Annotated in this window: 11 protein-coding genes and 1 rRNA gene; 4 read left to right on the top strand and 8 right to left on the bottom strand. The window is 69.9% G+C overall.

The genetic code is table 11. From position 1 onward, the window contains the following. Positions 1-22 precede the first annotated feature (22 nt). From glpK to BLW57_RS32370, 5 genes are all read right to left on the bottom strand, one after another. A complete protein-coding gene (glpK, locus tag BLW57_RS32350; RefSeq protein WP_093479275.1) occupies positions 23-1,543 on the bottom strand; it encodes a glycerol kinase GlpK in 1,521 nt (506 codons plus the stop codon). 79 nt (positions 1,544-1,622) lie between these two features. Beyond that, positions 1,623-2,372 (bottom strand): MIP/aquaporin family protein, encoded by a 750-nt coding sequence (locus BLW57_RS32355; protein ID WP_093479276.1) that lies wholly within the window; start codon positions 2,370-2,372, stop codon positions 1,623-1,625. A 338-nt stretch (positions 2,373-2,710) separates the two neighbouring features. Then, complete coding sequence (locus BLW57_RS32360) at positions 2,711-4,363, bottom strand: GGDEF domain-containing protein (protein ID WP_093479277.1); 1,653 nt, start codon at positions 4,361-4,363, stop codon at positions 2,711-2,713. A 132-nt stretch (positions 4,364-4,495) separates the two neighbouring features. Next, the gene (locus tag BLW57_RS32365) at positions 4,496-5,686 is read right to left on the bottom strand and encodes a lipid-transfer protein (protein WP_093479278.1); all 1,191 of its coding nucleotides are present in this window, start codon (positions 5,684-5,686) and stop codon (positions 4,496-4,498) included. Further along, the gene (locus BLW57_RS32370) at positions 5,683-6,129 is read right to left on the bottom strand and encodes a Zn-ribbon domain-containing OB-fold protein (RefSeq protein WP_093479279.1); all 447 of its coding nucleotides are present in this window, start codon (positions 6,127-6,129) and stop codon (positions 5,683-5,685) included. Before BLW57_RS32370 ends, BLW57_RS32365 begins: the two co-directional genes overlap by 4 nt. A 222-nt stretch (positions 6,130-6,351) precedes the next feature. On the opposite strand from BLW57_RS32370, the gene BLW57_RS32375 reads away from it, so the two are divergent. Further along, positions 6,352-6,888 carry an NUDIX domain-containing protein gene (locus BLW57_RS32375; RefSeq protein ID WP_093479280.1) on the top strand — a complete coding sequence of 179 codons (537 nt, stop codon included), beginning with the start codon at positions 6,352-6,354 and terminating at the stop codon, positions 6,886-6,888. A 39-nt stretch (positions 6,889-6,927) separates the two neighbouring features. On the opposite strand, the gene BLW57_RS32380 is transcribed toward BLW57_RS32375, so the two are convergent. Beyond that, positions 6,928-9,288 carry a glycoside hydrolase family 31 protein gene (locus tag BLW57_RS32380; protein WP_093479281.1) on the bottom strand — a complete coding sequence of 787 codons (2,361 nt, stop codon included), beginning with the start codon at positions 9,286-9,288 and terminating at the stop codon, positions 6,928-6,930. Positions 9,289-9,501: 213 nt separating this feature from the next. Here BLW57_RS32380 and BLW57_RS32385 point away from each other — a divergent pair, with 213 nt between their 5' ends. Together BLW57_RS32385 and BLW57_RS32390 are read left to right on the top strand one after the other, a co-directional pair. Further along, positions 9,502-11,469 carry an acetoacetate--CoA ligase gene (locus BLW57_RS32385; RefSeq protein WP_093479282.1) on the top strand — a complete coding sequence of 656 codons (1,968 nt, stop codon included), beginning with the start codon at positions 9,502-9,504 and terminating at the stop codon, positions 11,467-11,469. A gap of 216 nt (positions 11,470-11,685) precedes the next feature. Further along, entirely contained in the window at positions 11,686-12,579 is an 894-nt protein-coding gene (locus tag BLW57_RS32390; protein ID WP_093479283.1) for a hypothetical protein, read from the top strand. Between the two features lie 87 nt (positions 12,580-12,666). Here the strand turns inward: BLW57_RS32390 and ptsP are convergent, their stop codons facing one another. Both ptsP and BLW57_RS32400 read right to left on the bottom strand, forming a co-directional pair. Further along, the gene (gene ptsP, locus BLW57_RS32395; RefSeq protein ID WP_093479284.1) at positions 12,667-14,337 is read right to left on the bottom strand and encodes a phosphoenolpyruvate--protein phosphotransferase; all 1,671 of its coding nucleotides are present in this window, start codon (positions 14,335-14,337) and stop codon (positions 12,667-12,669) included. A gap of 78 nt (positions 14,338-14,415) precedes the next feature. Continuing rightward, positions 14,416-14,865 (bottom strand): PTS sugar transporter subunit IIA, encoded by a 450-nt coding sequence (locus BLW57_RS32400; protein WP_093479285.1) that lies wholly within the window; start codon positions 14,863-14,865, stop codon positions 14,416-14,418. A gap of 553 nt (positions 14,866-15,418) precedes the next feature. On the opposite strand from BLW57_RS32400, the gene BLW57_RS32410 reads away from it, so the two are divergent. Then, positions 15,419-16,944, top strand: a 16S ribosomal RNA gene (locus tag BLW57_RS32410). Positions 16,945-17,037 lie beyond the last annotated feature (93 nt).

The following is a 17,037-nucleotide window of genomic DNA, read 5'->3' on the forward strand; positions in this document are numbered from 1 at the left end:
CACGCGCGCGTGCGACGCCCGTCTACGCGCCGTCCTCCTCCAGCCAGCCGAAGCTCTTCTCCACCGCCTTGCGCCAGCTGCGGTACTCGCGGTCGCGCACCGACGCCTCCATCGCGGGTGCCCACTCGGCGTCCTTCTGCCAGTGCGACTTCAGCTCGTCCAGGTCGTTCCACACGCCCGTGGCCAGACCGGCCGCGTAGGCGGCGCCGAGGCAGGTCGTCTCCGACACCCTGGGGCGGATCACCGGAACGCCCAGCACGTCCGCCTGGTGCTGCATCAGCAGATTGTTCTTCGTCATGCCGCCGTCGACCTTCAGGGTCGTGATCCGTACTCCGGAGTCCTGGTACATGGCGTCCACGACCTCACGCGTCTGCCAGCTCGTCGCCTCCAGCACCGCGCGCGCGAGATGGGCCTTGGTGACGTACCGGGTGAGCCCGGTGACGACCCCGCGTGCGTCCGAGCGCCAGTAGGGCGCGAACAGGCCCGAGAACGCGGGCACGATGTAGGCGCCTCCGTTGTCCTCGACACTCGCCGCCAGTGGCTCGATCTCGTCGGCGGTGCGGATGATGCCGAGCTGGTCGCGGAACCATTGGACCAGGGCGCCCGTTATCGCTATGGACCCCTCCAGGCAGTACACCGGCGCCTCCTCGCCGATCTTGTAGCCCATCGTCGTCAGCAGCCCGTTCTTGGACGGCACCGGCCGGTCGCCGGTGTTCAGCAGCAGGAAACTGCCGGTGCCGTAGGTGTTCTTCGCGGTGCCGACGTCGTAGCAGGCCTGCCCGAACACGGCGGCCTGCTGGTCGCCCAGCGCCGAGGCCACGGGCACGCCCGCGAGCTGCCCGACCGCGGTGCCGTACACCTCCGCGGAGGACCTGATCTCGGGGAGTACCGCCTCGGGGATGTTCATGGCGGAGAGGATGGAGGAATCCCACTGGAGGGTCTCCAGGTTCATCAGCATGGTGCGGCCGGCGTTCGTGACGTCGGTGACGTGCCGGCCGCCGTCGGTGCCTCCCGTGAGGTTCCAGATCAGCCAGGAGTCGATGGTCCCGAAGGCGATCTCGCCGTACTCGGCCCGTTGCCGCAGCCCGGGCACCTGGTCCAGCAGCCAGGCCGCCTTGGGGCCGGAGAAGTAGCTGGCCAGCGGCAGCCCGGTCTGCTCGCGGAAGCGGTCCTGGCCGTCCGTGCCGCCGAGTTCGTGGCACAGGGCGGCGGTGCGGGTGTCCTGCCACACGATCGCGTTGTGCACGGGCTTGCCGGTGGCGCGGTCCCACAGGACCGTGGTCTCCCGCTGGTTGGTGATGCCGAGCGCGCTCAACTGGTCGGCGCGCAGCCCGGCTTTCGCCAGCGCCCCGGCGACGACGGCCTGCACCTTGGACCAGATCTCGGTGGCGTCGTGCTCCACCCAGCCCGGCTTGGGGAAGATCTGGCGGTGCTCGCGCTGGTCGACGGCGACGATCGCGCCGCTGTGGTCGAAGACGATGCAGCGGCTGGAGGTGGTGCCCTGGTCGATGGCGGCGACGTACTTCTCGGCGTTGTCCGTCATGGCTGTCCCTGGGTCGAGGGTCGGGTCGCTGGTCGTAGGGCGAGGCAGGCCCGCGTGGGGGTGGCGGGCCGTGCGCGGGTCAGAAGGCGACGTTGTAGAGGAGCCCGGCGAGCGCTCCGCCGATGAGGGGGCCGACGACCGGGATCCAGGCGTAACCCCAGTCCGACGTGCCCTTGTTCGGGATCGGCAGGAAGCTGTGCACGACGCGCGGGCCGAGGTCGCGGGCCGGGTTGATGGCGTAGCCGGTGGGGCCGCCGAGAGACAGGCCGATGCCCACGACGAGCAGGGAGACGATCAGCACGGTGGTGCCGGACTCTCCGAGTCCCTTCGTCAGCCCGAAAGCGAGCACGGGCAGCACCAGTGCGACGGTCGCGATGATCTCGGTGATGAGGTTGGCGACCGGGTTCCGGATCTCCGGGATGGTCGAGAAGATTCCGAGGGTCGGCACCGGTTCGTCGGCCGTGCCCTCGGTGGTGCCCGTCTTGCGGACGTTGGCCTGGAACTGGGCCAGATACACCAGGTAGGCCAGGACGGCGCCCAGCATCGCGCCGACGATCTGCCCCAGCAGATACACCCAGACCTTGTCCCACTTGCCGGTGTCCACGGCGATGCCGATGGTCACCGCGGGATTGAGGTGGCCGCCGGAGAGGGGGGCCGCGGTGTACGCGCCGGCGAGCACACCGAAGCCCCATCCGAAGGCGATCACCACCCAGCCCGCGGCCCGCGCCTTGGAATATCTGAGGGTGACGGCGGCGCAGACACCGGCACCGAACAGGATCAGGATCGCGGTGCCGACGATCTCCCCGACGAAGATGTCTCCATTGCTCATGGGCGGCTCCTTTGACGCCGGTCGGGACGATCAGCCCCGACCTCCTGTGCAGGAACGATGCGCGTGGCGACTTCAGCCGACGGCAGGGAGGCCCCGCGCCCCGCCCGGCGTCCGTGACGAGCGTGCCTCGCAGCCGGATCGCCTTGGGCGGACGGGCCGTGGAGCAGGACAGACCCGTGGCGCAGTGCCTGATAACGCCGAGAATGTACGGCGATGTCGGCTGACACCGGGAAGTGTTCACCGGCGTCACGGGGGCGTCAAGGTTGCCGACGGGGACGGTGACAGCCACGCGGTCTCGCGCGGCGGGAATTCCTCAACGGCGGTACGTGGGGGAGGGTTCACCACCGTGGCTCGGCTGCCGCGTAATCTGCCTGCGCCGGTGCCGCCCCCGAGCCGCCGCGTCGCACCTCGTGGCCCGGCAGCTCCGCGCGCCCCAGCACCCAGCTCGCACCGCTGAGTGCCTTGGCCGCCTTCTTCAGCGGAGCGAGGTGGGCGGCGGCCTGACGATGGTCGCGCACGCTGCCCGGCGCACACACCACCGTCGCGAGGGAGAGTGTGACCGGCCGCCCGCCCGCCGCCCAGGGCACGTCGAGCACGGCGGCGGCCAGCGGGTCGAGCGCCTCCACATCGGCCAGCACCAGGAAGTCGTCGCCGCCGATGTGCCCCACGCGCGCGTGTCCGGCGGCCGCCTCCTGCAGCGCACGCCCCACCGACCGGATCAGCTCGTCACCGGCCGCGAACCCGGCGCCGTCGTTGACCTGCTTGAAGTGGTCGATGTCCAGCCAACTGAGGGCGAACACCCGTCCGTCCGCGATCCGCCGGTCGACCTCACCCGTGATCGCGTCCGAACCGGGCAGCCGGGTCAGCGGATTGAGCCCGGCCGCCTCCTCGACCCTGCTCTCGGCCAGTGCCCGCACGAGATCCGCGAGCCGTACGACCCCCACGCACCGGCCGCGCTCGTCGACCACCGCCACATCGTCGGAGGTCCGGTCCCGGCCGCCGACCGCGACCACGTCCAGCACCTCCCAGGCGGTCGCGCCGATGCCCACCGTCCGCGGCGCGTCACCCAGCTTGAACGCCGGCCGGTCCGCGTACAGGGCGTGCCCGTAACGGCCGGACATCGACAGCAGGAACCGCGACCGGTGCACCGACCGAACCGGCCGGCCGGCCTGGTCCACCAGCAGCACCCCGGAGACGTCGGGCGATCCCGTCAGCAGCGCCCGCACCCGGCCCGCCGGAGCGGTCACGGGCAGGACGGCGGCCGGACGGACGAACTCCCGCACCGACGGCCCGGACCGGGGCACGGCGAGGAATCCGCGCGAGAGCGGCGGAACGTATACGTCCGCCACGGGAATCCGGGCCGGAGGCGCGAACAGCTCACCCTGCGCCAACTGCGCGCCCGCCGACACCGCGGCCGCACACTGCAGTTCGGTCTCCACTCCCTCCACCGCCACCAGGGCACCCAACTCCTCGCACAGCGCCCGCATGGCCCGCACCGCGGCCGGCCGGGCCAGCAGCGAGGCGTCGAGCTTGACCAGGTGGGGCGCGAGATCGATGAGCAGTCTGAGGGGTACGTCGCCGTCGCCGATGCCGTCCGCGCTGATCCGGAAGCCCTGCTCGCGCAGTGCGGCCACCGCCTCCAGCAGAGCCCGATGGGGCACGTGCGTGAAGGGCGGGACGATGTCGAGGGTCACCTCCCAGGGCATGCGCCCCGCGGCGCGTACGGCGTCGTGCAGCGGTGTGAGACCACCGAGGTCGGCGAGCGTGGCCGCGAACACGTTCAGGTGCAGCGGCAGCAGCGTCTCCTTGCGTGTTGCCGCACGGAGCGCCAGCACGGCCAGCATGCCGTCGAGTTCGGGGTCACGGCGCGCCTCGGCCAGGATGTCACCGGTCTCCGGGCGGGCCAGTGTCTCCAGTGCCGCGACCGCGCCCGTCCTCAGGTTGACCACCGGCTGGAAGGCGAAGCGGAGAGTATCCGTCCAGGAGTGCACGGGAGCATGATGGCTCCGCCCGGAAACGCCCAGGGCCAGTTCATGAGACGTTCACGCAGGATTCCTGCCTGATCACAGAGCGTGTGGATCTCCTGAGTCCCTCGTGCCGCAGGAGACGCGTAGCCGAGCCGGTCATCTCACCGCGATCACCGACGATCCGTGCCCGAAGAGCCCCTGGTTGGCGGTGATGCCCACACGCGCCCCGGTCACCTGGCGCTCACCGGCGGTGCCCCTCAACTGCCAGGTGAGCTCGCAGACCTGGGCGATGGCCTGGGCCGGCACCGCCTCCCCGAACGAGGCGAGCCCGCCGCTGGTGTTGACGGGTATGCGGCCGCCCGGTGCCGTCGCCCCCTCCCTGAGCAGCTTCGCCCCCTCTCCCTCGCCGCACAGCCCCAGATCCTCGTACCACTGCAACTCCAGGGCGGTGGACAGGTCGTACACCTCCGCCAGGGACAGGTCCTCGGGCCCGACGCCCGCCTCTTCGTAGGCGGCCCGGGCGATGGACGCCCGGAAGGTCTCCGGTCCGGGTTCCACCGCGACCGCGCAGTCCGTGGCGATGTCGGGCAGGTCCAGGACCGTGCTCGGGAAGCGGGGGGTCACCGTGGACACCGCCCGGATCAGCACCGGACGGGACACGCCGTGCCGGTGCGCGAAGTCCGTGCTGCACAACACCAGGGCCGCGCCGCCGTCGGAGGTGGCGCAGATGTCGAGGAGCCGCAGCGGGTCGGCGACCACGGCGGAGGCGGCGACCTCCTCGACGGTGACCCGTTTGCGATAGCGGGCGTACGGATTGAGCGCCCCGAGCGCCGCGTTCTTCACCTTCACCAGCGCGAAGTCCTCCGGGGTGTCCCCGTGCACCGCCATCCTCCGCCGGGCGTACAGCCCGAAGTACGTCGGATTCGTCGCGCCCAGCACACGGAAGCGCAGCCAGTCCGGGTCGTCCGGGCGATCACCGGCCGCCGGCCGGAAGAATCCCTTGGGTGCGGCGTCCGCCCCCACCACGAGGACGACGTCCGCGAGACCCGCGAGGATCTGGGCCCTTGCGGTCGCGATCGCCTGCGCCCCCGACGCGCAGGCCGCGTACACACTCGAGACCCGCGCGCCCTGCCAGCCCAGCGCCCTGGCGAAGGTCGCTCCCGCCACGTATCCGGGGTAGCCGCCACGCACCGTGTCCGCGCCGACGACGGATCCGACGTCCCGCCACTCCAGCCCGGCATCCGCGAGCGCCGCCCGGGCCGCTGCCGTGCCGTACTCGACGAAGCCTCGGCCCCACTTGCCCCAGGGGTGCATGCCCGCGCCGAGCACCGCCACTTCCGCCGTCATGCCGTCACCCCCGTCGGCCGCCAGTGCCAGGTCGTCCAGGTCGTCTCCGCGTCCTCGTGGAGCACGCCGGGGGCGACCTCCACCTCCATGCCCACCGTCAGATCGGCGACGGTGACCCCGGGCGCCGCCTGGCCCAGAACGACCATCCGCTCGGCCTCCAGCTCCACCGCGATCAACGCGTACGGCTCCCAGGGAAGTTCCGGGTTACTCACATAGGGTGACGGAGGCCGGTAGCGGCTGTCCGTGTATGACCAAATCCGCCCCCTCTGTGACAACGGGGTCTCCTCCAGGGCTCCGCCCGCGCAGTGCGGGTTGCGGCAGTGGGTGTCCTCGCGCGGGAAGAAGACGGACGCGCAGGACGCGCAGCGGGTCCCCAGCAGTCGGAAGCCGTCCCCCTCGCCGGTGAACCAACCGGCGAGCGCGGGTGTCGATGCGTGCGGCAAAGCCCCTCCCTCAGACGATCTGACGAAGCGTCAGAAGTCTGCCACGGGCCACGGGAAAAGGGCAGGCCGTCTCTGTGAACCGAAACGGCCCCCACGGCGTCGTGTTACCTGAGAGGCGGCCGGGATCGACGGGGGTGATTCCGGCCGCCTCTCCTGTCACACGTCACTCCTTGCGCGCCGATGCCGGAAGACGCCCTTCCTCTGATCGGATACAGTCCGCGCGTGTCCGAAATTCAGCACCCAATTGCCAACTCCGCACCGAGCTCGCATTGTTCGAACTGCGGAGCGCCCTACGGGGAGGGCGCCTCCGGCTGGCCGCGCAGCTGCCCGCACTGCGGAACGGTCGCCTACCGCAATCCGCTGCCGGTCGCGGTCGCGCTCCAGCCCGTGTACGACACCAAGGGCACGGCCCTGGTCGTCATCACCCGAACCATCGCCCCCGCACGCGGAGGCATCGCCCTGCCCGGTGGCTACATCGACGACCGGGAGGACTGGAAGCAGGCCGTCGTACGCGAACTCAAGGAGGAGACCGGAATCGACGCCGCCGCGCGCGAGGTCCGGCTCGTCGACGCCATGAGCTCGCCCGACGGCCACCTGCTGCTCTTCGGCCTGCTCCCGGAACGCCCCGCCGAGGGACTCCCGCCGTCCGACGCCACCGACGAGACCGAGGGCTGGCACCTGCTGCGCAGGGCCGAGGAACTCGCGTTCCCGCTGCACACCCTGGCCGCACGGGCCTGGTTCGAGGGCCGCTACTTCTGAGCCGCACGACTCGGCCGAGCCGCCCTCACGCGACACGGCTCAGTCGAGCCCCCGCACACGCACCGGACAGGACGGCTCGGCCGAGCCGTCCTCCTGCTCCCGGGTGACCACCACCCGCCGGCCCTGCATGCGGGCGACGTAGCGCTCGATCTCCGGGTCGTCCCAGCCGTCGCCCGCGTCCCGCACCACCAGGCCGCCGCCCGTCCGCCCGCGCGCGGGCGCCCAGACCTCCAGCTCGAGATCGTCGTCGGCCCCGCGCACGGGCACGACCGCACCCGCGCGCGCGAACACCGGTATCCGCGACAGCGGCGCGTCGACGAGGACCCGAGCGGGCCCCTCGTACGCCTCCTCCGTGGCCGTGTCGTACCAGCGGCCCCGGGGCAGCTGCACCGCACGCCGGTCGGCACCCGGGTCGAGGACCGGGGCCACCAGCAGGCTGTCACCGAGCAGAAACGTGTCCTCGCAGTCCCGGAGCGACCGGTCCTCCGGAGCCCCCCACCACAACGGCCGCACATAGGGCGCGCCGGTCCGCCGCGCCAGATGCGCCAAGGTCACGAAGTACGGCAACAGCCGCCGCCGCTCCAGCATCGCCACGCGCGCGTGCTCCAGCACGTCGGCGCCGAACTCCCAGGGCTCCCTGCGCCCCGCGCGCAGACTCGCGTGCGTACGGAACAACGGCAGGTACGCGCCGAGCTGGAACCACCTCAGGTACAACTCCGGCGACGGACTGCCGTCGAAACCGCCCACATCCGGACCCGAGTACGGAACACCGCACAGACCCAGCCCCAGCACCAGCGACAAGGACGCGCGCAACCCCGGCCAGCCCGTCGCCACGTCCCCCGACCAGGCTCCGCCGTACCGTTGCGTCCCCACCCACCCGGAGCGCGAGAACAGGAAGGGCCGCTGCTGCGGCGACAGCTCACGCAGCCCCGCGTAACCGGCCTGCGCCATGCACAGCCCGTACACGTTGTGCGCCTCACGGTGGTCACCGTCGCGCCCCTCCAGCGCGTGCCGGGCCGCACGCGGCAACGTGGCCTCACCGAACGCACTGAACGACGTCGGCTCATTCATGTCGTGCCAGAACCCGGCGAAGCCCTGCCCCAGCCGCTCCTCGTACAGACCGCCCCACCACTTGCGCACGCGCGCGTGGGTGAAATCCGGAAAGACCGACTCACCGGCCCACACCACACCCCGCACCGTCCGGCCCGCAGGGTCCCGCACGAACGCGTCCACTTCCGAACCACTGTCGTACACGGCGTTGCCCGGCACGGCCTTCACCGCCGGATCCACGATCGACACCAGCCGGATCCCGTCCCGCCGCAACTCGTCCGCGAGAACGGGCAGCTTGGCGAAGCGCTCACGGTCGACGGTGAACACCTGATGCTCGTCGTAGTGGTCGATGTCCAGGTGGACGGCGTCCAGGGGCAGACCGCGCTCCTGGTAGCCCGCGACGACCCGGCGCACCTCCTGCTCGCTGCCGAACCCCCACCGCGCGTGATGGTGACCCAACGCCCACGCCGGCGGCAGGGCGGGCGCCCCTGTCAGCGAGGCCCACGTGTGCAGCACGCGCGCGGGCGTACCCACCATCACCCAGCAGCGCAGCGGCCCGCCGTCCATCCGCACCTCGCAGCGGCCCGCCCGGTCGTGCCCGGACCCCGCGCCCTCCTCACCCTCCCGCAGCACCACCGTGCCGTCCCACGTGGAGTCGTGGAACACCAGGTGCGTGCCCGCGTCGGCCACCACGAGCTGCACCGGCATCGTCAGGTAGAGCGGATCGTCACCGGGCCCGAACGCACGGCCCGGATCGGTGTTCCACAACCGGTACGACCCGTCTCGCAGCCGAGGCCCGGACGCCCGACCGCCCAGGCCGAAGAACCGTGCGTCCGCCGCCACCTCCGACCGCTGCATCCACCGGGCCGCGCCCCCGCCGACCGGCTCCCACCAGCGCGGCGGAAGATCCCGGCGCAGCGTCACCCCGCCCGGAGTGCACACCTCCACCGCACCGTGCCGGGAGACGACGACCGTCACCCGCTCGGCGACCACCCGCCAGCCCCCGTCCTTGTCCGGCTCCAGTACCGCACGCGGATCCGGCTCCGGACTGTTCCCGGCGAGCGCGTACGACGGCTGCGGACCGGCCCCGTCCCACCCCCAGAAGACGGCACCGTTCACGGCGACGGTGATCCGCAGCTCCGACCGGCCGAACCGGATCAGACCGCCCCCCGGCCCCGGCTCCACGCCCTGCACCTGCCCCGGGACCCGCGCCCGTTCGGCCCCCCGCTGCGGCAGCCCGGCGGCGTCGATGCGCCTCCTGCGCCACGCGGCCCGCACGGTACGCAACCCCCGAGCCGCCATCCCCCCACCGATCTCACTCACCGAACGCACCAGGTCACGACCGTCCATGCTGCTCACCCTGCCACTGAGCGCCCCACGCGTGCGTGTCGTTCAACTGCCGTTCACCCGTGCCGAGCCCACATCTTCACGACACGGACTATGTGGGGCGCGCCCTGGTGCGGAAGTCGATCACATGGCATCGTCCCTGTCAGCCGCGTCACGCGCACACCCCAGCCGTGCGCGGACCGACGCACACGACGCGCACAGCCCGGGAGCCGCCCCATGTCGACCGCGAACCCCCAGCCGCTCTGGCAGCCCGATCCCGAGCGGATCGCCCAGGCACGCATCACGCAGTTCCAGGCATGGGCAGCAGAGCACCACGGCGCACCGGCCGAGGGAGGCTACCCGGCACTCCACCAGTGGTCCGTCGAGCAGCTGGACACCTTCTGGAAAGCTGTCACCGAGTTTTTCGACGTGCGGTTCTCGACGCCCTACGCGCGCGTGCTGGGCGACCGCTCCATGCCCGGCGCCGAGTGGTTCCCCGGAGCCACCCTCAACTACGCCGAACACGCCCTGCGGGCCGCCGACGACCGCCCCGGCGAACCCGCCCTCCTCCACGTGGACGAGACCCACGAGCCGCGCCCGGTGACCTGGTCCGAGCTGCGCCGCCAGGTCGGCGCCCTCGCCGCCGAACTCCGCACCCTCGGCGTACGCCCCGGCGACCGCGTCAGCGGCTACCTGCCGAACATCCCCCAGGCAGTCGTCGCCCTCCTCGCCACGGCCGCCGTCGGTGGCGTCTGGACCTCCTGCGCCCCCGACTTCGGCGCCCGCAGCGTGCTGGACCGCTTCCAGCAGGTCGAGCCCGTCGTCCTGTTCACCGTCGACGGCTACCGCTACGGCGGCAAGGAGCACGACCGCCGGGAGACCGTCGCCGAACTGCGCCGCGAACTGCCCACCCTGCGCGCCGTCGTCCACATCCCGCTCCTCGGCACCGACACGCCCGACGGCGCCCTCGAATGGTCGGCACTCACCGCCGGGGACACCGAGCCCGTCTTCGAGCAGGTCCCGTTCGACCACCCCTTGTGGGTGCTCTACTCCTCCGGCACCACCGGCCTGCCCAAGGCCATCGTCCAGTCGCAGGGCGGCATCCTCGTCGAGCACCTCAAGCAGCTCGGGCTGCACTGCGACCTAGGCCCCGAGGACCGTTTCTTCTGGTACACCTCCACCGGCTGGATGATGTGGAACTTCCTCGTCTCCGGCCTGCTCACCGGAACCACGGTCGTGCTCTACGACGGCAGCCCCGGCTACCCGGACACGGGCGCCCAGTGGCGTATCGCCGAGCGCACCGGAGCCACCCTCTACGGCACCTCCGCCGCTTACGTCATGGCCTGCCGCAAGGCCGGCGTGCACCCGTCCCGCGACTTCGACCTCTCGAAGGTGCAGTGCGTCGCCACCACGGGCTCGCCCCTGCCCCCCGACGGCTTCCGCTGGCTGCACGACGAGGTCCGCGACGACCTGTGGATCGCCTCCGTCAGCGGCGGCACCGACGTCTGCTCCTGCTTCGCCGGCGCCGTACCGACCCTGCCCGTGTACACCGGAGAACTGCAGGCGCCCGGACTCGGCACCGACCTGCGGTCCTGGGACCCCAGCGGAAAACCCCTCATCGACGAGGTCGGGGAACTGGTCGTCACCAACCCCATGCCGTCCATGCCCATCCACTTCTGGAACGACGGCGACGGCAGCCGCTACCACGACAGCTACTTCGACACCTACCCCGGCGTATGGCGCCACGGAGACTGGATCACCGTCACCGAGCGCGGTTCCGTGATCATCCACGGCCGCTCCGACTCCACCCTCAACCGGCAGGGCGTACGGATGGGTTCAGCCGACATCTACGAGGTCGTCGAGCGCCTCCCCGAGATCAGGGAATCCCTCGTCATCGGCATCGAACAGCCCGACGGCGGCTACTGGATGCCGCTGTTCGTGCACCTCGCACCCGGTGCCGCCCTCGACGAGGCGCTGCTCGGGCGGATCAAGCAGGCCATCCGCGAGCAGCTCTCGCCCCGCCACGTTCCCGACGAGGTCATCGAGGTGCCCGGCATCCCGCACACCCTCACGGGCAAGCGCATCGAGGTCCCGGTCAAGCGCCTCCTCCAGGGCACACCGATGGAGAAGGCCGTCAACGCCGGATCCATCGACAACCTCGCCCTGCTCGGGTTCTACGAGGAGCTGGCCCGAAAGCGAGGCTGACCAGACCCGGCACGTCACCCCCCGCACATGCTTCCCGGACCCCGCCGCACACGGTCGCGGGGTCCGGAGCCGCGGCATGCGCTGCCCAGCCCCCACAAGCCCCTGACCTGCACAGTCGCCCGGTGTTCCCACCTTCGGCCCCTCGCCCGCGATCCCGTTGTCAGTGGGGCCGGTTACGGTGAGTGAGCATTGATCGACCGCGCACTTGGGGGAAACATGGCGCACACCGACCACCAGACCATGCGACGCGACGTGCGCCGCGAGATCGCCGGCACGATCGGTCTGCTCACCGACGAACACGACTTCCGCACCATGCGGCGCTACCGCAGCTTCACCTTCGACGACCACACCACCTACCTGCGTCAGGTGGAGGCCGTCCTCAGGTCCCGGGCGGCCCAGGGCACCCACACCACCCTCGCCCTGTTCGACCCGGAGGACTACGCCGTCTACTGCGCGGAAACCGGCCTCGACCCGGAATCCCCCGCCAGCAGGACCCGGTTCACGGCGGAACTCGCGTCCACCGGGCCCACCATCCCCTACGACGGCAGTCCTCTCGCCACACTCCTGCCGGCCCTCGTGGACGAAGCCGTACGCCAGGCCACCTGGGAGTACGCCACCACCCTCCTGACCCGCCTCGGCCCCTGCCCCACCTGCGGCGAGGACATCGGCAGGGCCGCCTTCACCCGTGCCTCCGATCTCCTGGTCCGCATCCTCGACACGGCACCGCCCGGCGACCGGCACCTCGTCTGCAGCGTCTCCGGCCCACCGGACACCCTGGTCTCCGTCCTGCACGGAGACCAGGACGGCCAGGGAGACACCCGACTCGGCGAGGCAGAAGCCCTCGAATTCACCAGCGTGCTCGCCCTCGGCCTCGCCACCCGCAGCCCCGGCGGCCTGGTCATGCGCACCAGCGCCCCCGGATCCGCCGACCAGGTCTACGGATGGCGGCTGCGCACAGGCGCCTTCGAACCGCTCACCGCGTCGGAAGTGTTCGACGCCTACTGCACCGACGCCGAATCCGGCGACCTCATCTCCCCGGAGCCCGGCGTCGACTACTGCGAGCCACCCGACCTCGGAGAGGACCGCACCGGACAGGGACACCACCACTGACCCCGAGCACCGGCGGCCGAACGCACCAGGGGCGCCCCACCGAAGGCGGGACGCCCCTGCACACCTCGTGCGCCGTACAGACCGCGGCTACTCGCCGGACAGCACCGCCTGAGCCGCGCTCCGCGCATCCTCGGCGCTGTCCGCCGCACGGGCGGCCGCCGCGGCACGCTCGCACTGCGCCAGCGTGAACTTCGCCAGCGTCGCCCGCACATAGGGAAGGGAAGCGGAACCCATGGACAGGGAGGTGACACCCAGACCGGTCAGCACACACGCCAGCAACGGATCGGACGCGGCCTCGCCGCACACGCCGCAGCTCTTGCCCTCGGCCCTGGCCGCCTCGGCGGATAGCGCGACCAGATCGAGCAGCGCCGGCTGCCACGGGTCCTGAAGCCGCGAGACCGCACCGACCTGCCGGTCCGCCGCGAAGGTGTACTGCGCGAGGTCATTGGTGCCCAGCGACAGGAACTCGACCTCCTGAAGGATCGAACGCGCCCGCAGCGCGGCGGACGGGATCTCCACCATCGCGCCGAACTTCGCACGCAGCCCCGCCTCACGGCAGGCGTCCGCGAACGCCTTGGCGTCCGCCCGGTCGGCCACCATGGGCGCCATGACCTCGAGGTAGACGGGAAGCCCCTCGGCGGCCCTCGCCAGCGCGGTCAGCTGCGTACGCAGAATCTCGGGATGGTCGAGCAGCGTACGGAGACCACGGACACCGAGCGCGGGGTTCGGCTCGTCCGCCGGCGTCAGGAACGCCAGCGGTTTGTCCGCACCCGCGTCCAGCACGCGCACGACCACACGGCCCTCGGGGAACGCCTCCAGCACCTGCCGGTAGGCCTCCACCTGCTTCTCCTCGGAAGGAGCGTTCTTGCTGTCGTCCAGGAAGAGGAACTCGGTCCGGAAGAGACCGACACCCTCGGCACCGGCCTCCACGGCCGCCGGCACGTCCGCCGGACCGCCCACGTTGGCCAGCAGCGGCACCTTGTGCCCGTCCGCGGTCACGCCGGGACCCGTCGACGCGGCGAGCGCGGCCTTCCGTTCGGCGGCCGCGGCCTCAAGCTGCGCCTTCTTCTCCTCGCTCGGGTTGACGAAGACATCACCGGTGCTGCCGTCCACGGCCACCACGGTGCCCTCGGCCAGTTCACCGGCACCGGGCAGAGCGACAACGGCCGGCACGCCCAGCGCACGGGCCAGGATCGCGCTGTGGCTGGTCGGACCGCCCTCCTCGGTGACGAATCCGAGCACCAGGGAGGGGTCGAGCAGTGCCGTGTCCGCCGGAGCCAGGTCCCGCGCGACGAGTACATAGGGCTGGTCACTGTCCGGAACACCCGGCATCGGAACGCCCAGCAGCCGGGCGACGATGCGGTTCCGTACGTCGTCGAGGTCGGCCACCCGGCCGGCGAGGTACTCCCCGGCACCGGCAAGCAGCTCCCTGTACGCCGCGAACGCGTCGTACACCGCACGCTCGGCCGTGCTGCCGACAGCGATGCGCCGGTCCACGTCGGCCATCAGCTCGGGGTCCTGGGCCATCATGGCCTGCGCCTCGAGCACCGCCTGAGCCTCGCCCCCGGCCAGGTTGCCGCGTGCCATGAGGTCGGCGGCCACGGCGTCCACGGCCTGGCGCGCGCGGCCCTGCTCACGCCCGGCGTCCTCAGTGGGGATCTGCTTGGCCGGCGGCTCCAGAACCGCCGTCCCCATGTGCCGCACCTCGCCGATCGCCACGCCATGGCTCACGCCGACGCCTCGCAGCGTTGTCTCCATCTCACCCGTCTCCGTTAGTGCGGCGGGTCCCGCCGCCGCGGTGGTTGTCCTGTCGGCCGTCCTGCGACGGCGCCGCCGTCAGTTCCAGGCGAAGAGGCTGTCGCCGGCCTTCACGTCACCGCTGTCACGAAGGTCGGCGAGGGAGTCGGCCGTGGCTTCGAGTGCGACGACGGGACACACCGGGGACTTGCCGGCCGCCTCGATCGCGGCGGGGTTCCAGCGCACGATGGCCTGGCCGCGCCGGACGGTGTCGCCCTTGGCCACGAGGAGCTCGAAGCCCTCGCCGTTGAGCTGGACGGTGTCGATGCCGAGATGGGTGAGCACGCCGTGTCCGTTGTCGTCCACGACGACGAAGGCGTGCGGGTGCAGGGAGACGATGACGCCGTCCACGGGTGCCACGGCTTCGGAGGGTTCACGTACGGGGTCGATCGCAGTGCCCGGGCCGACCATGGCCCCGGAGAAGACCGGATCCGGCACGGCGGCCAGTCCGATGGCGCGTCCGGCGAGAGGGGACGTCACGGTGGTCATGGGAAGCCTCCCAGGAGTGGAGCTGCAGGTAGGGCCGTCACTGCCTGTCCCTGACGGCGCACTGAGCAGCAGGGTATGTCAAAGGAAGTGGCGGTTCCGTATGGAACCTACCAGTAAGTGGTCTAGACCACCAACCCTATCGATTTGCACGGGCTCCGAGGCCGCGTGTACAGTCGTACTCCTGCTTGGGACGGAGCGGCGCGAAAGCGCGTCCGTCCGGCAGCATCCAAACTTGTCAGATCCTATCTCGGGGTCACCTTCCGCATGTCTGCGGGGCGGTGGTCAGGGAGACGGAAAAACCCTGGTAGAGTTTGAAACACCGAAGGGAAGCCCGGAGGAAAGCCCGAGAGGGTGAGTACAAAGGAAGCGACCGTTCCTTGAGAACTCAACAGCGTGCCAAAAATCAACGCCAGATTAGTTGATACCCCGTCTCCGGTCATCACGATCGGGGCGAGGTTCCTTTGAAAAAACACAGCGAGGACGCTGTGAACCATCGGACTATTCCTCCGGTGGTTCCGCTCTCGTGATGTGTGCACCGGATTACCGGTAAACATTCACGGAGAGTTTGATCCTGGCTCAGGACGAACGCTGGCGGCGTGCTTAACACATGCAAGTCGAACGATGAACCACTTCGGTGGGGATTAGTGGCGAACGGGTGAGTAACACGTGGGCAATCTGCCCTTCACTCTGGGACAAGCCCTGGAAACGGGGTCTAATACCGGATATCACTCCTGCAGGCATCTGCGGGGGTCGAAAGCTCCGGCGGTGAAGGATGAGCCCGCGGCCTATCAGCTTGTTGGTGAGGTAGTGGCTCACCAAGGCGACGACGGGTAGCCGGCCTGAGAGGGCGACCGGCCACACTGGGACTGAGACACGGCCCAGACTCCTACGGGAGGCAGCAGTGGGGAATATTGCACAATGGGCGAAAGCCTGATGCAGCGACGCCGCGTGAGGGATGACGGCCTTCGGGTTGTAAACCTCTTTCAGCAGGGAAGAAGCGAAAGTGACGGTACCTGCAGAAGAAGCGCCGGCTAACTACGTGCCAGCAGCCGCGGTAATACGTAGGGCGCAAGCGTTGTCCGGAATTATTGGGCGTAAAGAGCTCGTAGGCGGCTTGTCACGTCGGGTGTGAAAGCCCGGGGCTTAACCCCGGGTCTGCATTCGATACGGGCAGGCTAGAGTGTGGTAGGGGAGATCGGAATTCCTGGTGTAGCGGTGAAATGCGCAGATATCAGGAGGAACACCGGTGGCGAAGGCGGATCTCTGGGCCATTACTGACGCTGAGGAGCGAAAGCGTGGGGAGCGAACAGGATTAGATACCCTGGTAGTCCACGCCGTAAACGGTGGGAACTAGGTGTTGGCGACATTCCACGTCGTCGGTGCCGCAGCTAACGCATTAAGTTCCCCGCCTGGGGAGTACGGCCGCAAGGCTAAAACTCAAAGGAATTGACGGGGGCCCGCACAAGCAGCGGAGCATGTGGCTTAATTCGACGCAACGCGAAGAACCTTACCAAGGCTTGACATACACCGGAAACGTCTGGAGACAGGCGCCCCCTTGTGGTCGGTGTACAGGTGGTGCATGGCTGTCGTCAGCTCGTGTCGTGAGATGTTGGGTTAAGTCCCGCAACGAGCGCAACCCTTGTCCTGTGTTGCCAGCATGCCCTTCGGGGTGATGGGGACTCACAGGAGACCGCCGGGGTCAACTCGGAGGAAGGTGGGGACGACGTCAAGTCATCATGCCCCTTATGTCTTGGGCTGCACACGTGCTACAATGGCCGGTACAATGAGCTGCGATACCGTGAGGTGGAGCGAATCTCAAAAAGCCGGTCTCAGTTCGGATTGGGGTCTGCAACTCGACCCCATGAAGTCGGAGTTGCTAGTAATCGCAGATCAGCATTGCTGCGGTGAATACGTTCCCGGGCCTTGTACACACCGCCCGTCACGTCACGAAAGTTGGTAACACCCGAAGCCGGTGGCCCAACCCCTTGTGGGAGGGAGCTGTCGAAGGTGGGACTAGCGATTGGGACGAAGTCGTAACAAGGTAGCCGTACCGGAAGGTGCGGCTGGATCACCTCCTTTCTAAGGAGCACTTCTTACCGGGCTTGCCCGGTCAGAGGCCAGTACATCGGCGAATGTCCGGTGCTGGTTGCTCATGGGTGGAACGTTGATTAT

Origin of the sequence: Streptomyces sp. 1222.5 (assembly GCF_900105245.1) — a bacterium.
Lineage (GTDB): Bacteria > Actinomycetota > Actinomycetes > Streptomycetales > Streptomycetaceae > Streptomyces > Streptomyces albidocamelliae.

Excerpts from the sequence above, each read along its gene's own strand:
- glpK (WP_093479275.1), bottom strand. The coding sequence starts at position 1,543 with ATGACGGACAACGCCGAGAAGTACGTCGCCGCCATCGACCAGGGCACC.
- BLW57_RS32355 (WP_093479276.1), bottom strand. The coding sequence starts at position 2,372 with ATGAGCAATGGAGACATCTTCGTCGGGGAGATCGTCGGCACCGCGATC.
- BLW57_RS32365 (WP_093479278.1), bottom strand. The coding sequence starts at position 5,686 with ATGACGGCGGAAGTGGCGGTGCTCGGCGCGGGCATGCACCCCTGGGGC.
- BLW57_RS32380 (WP_093479281.1), bottom strand. The coding sequence starts at position 9,288 with ATGGACGGTCGTGACCTGGTGCGTTCGGTGAGTGAGATCGGTGGGGGG.
- BLW57_RS32385 (WP_093479282.1), top strand. The coding sequence starts at position 9,502 with ATGTCGACCGCGAACCCCCAGCCGCTCTGGCAGCCCGATCCCGAGCGG.
- BLW57_RS32390 (WP_093479283.1), top strand. The coding sequence starts at position 11,686 with ATGGCGCACACCGACCACCAGACCATGCGACGCGACGTGCGCCGCGAG.
- ptsP (WP_093479284.1), bottom strand. The coding sequence starts at position 14,337 with ATGGAGACAACGCTGCGAGGCGTCGGCGTGAGCCATGGCGTGGCGATC.
- BLW57_RS32400 (WP_093479285.1), bottom strand. The coding sequence starts at position 14,865 with ATGACCACCGTGACGTCCCCTCTCGCCGGACGCGCCATCGGACTGGCC.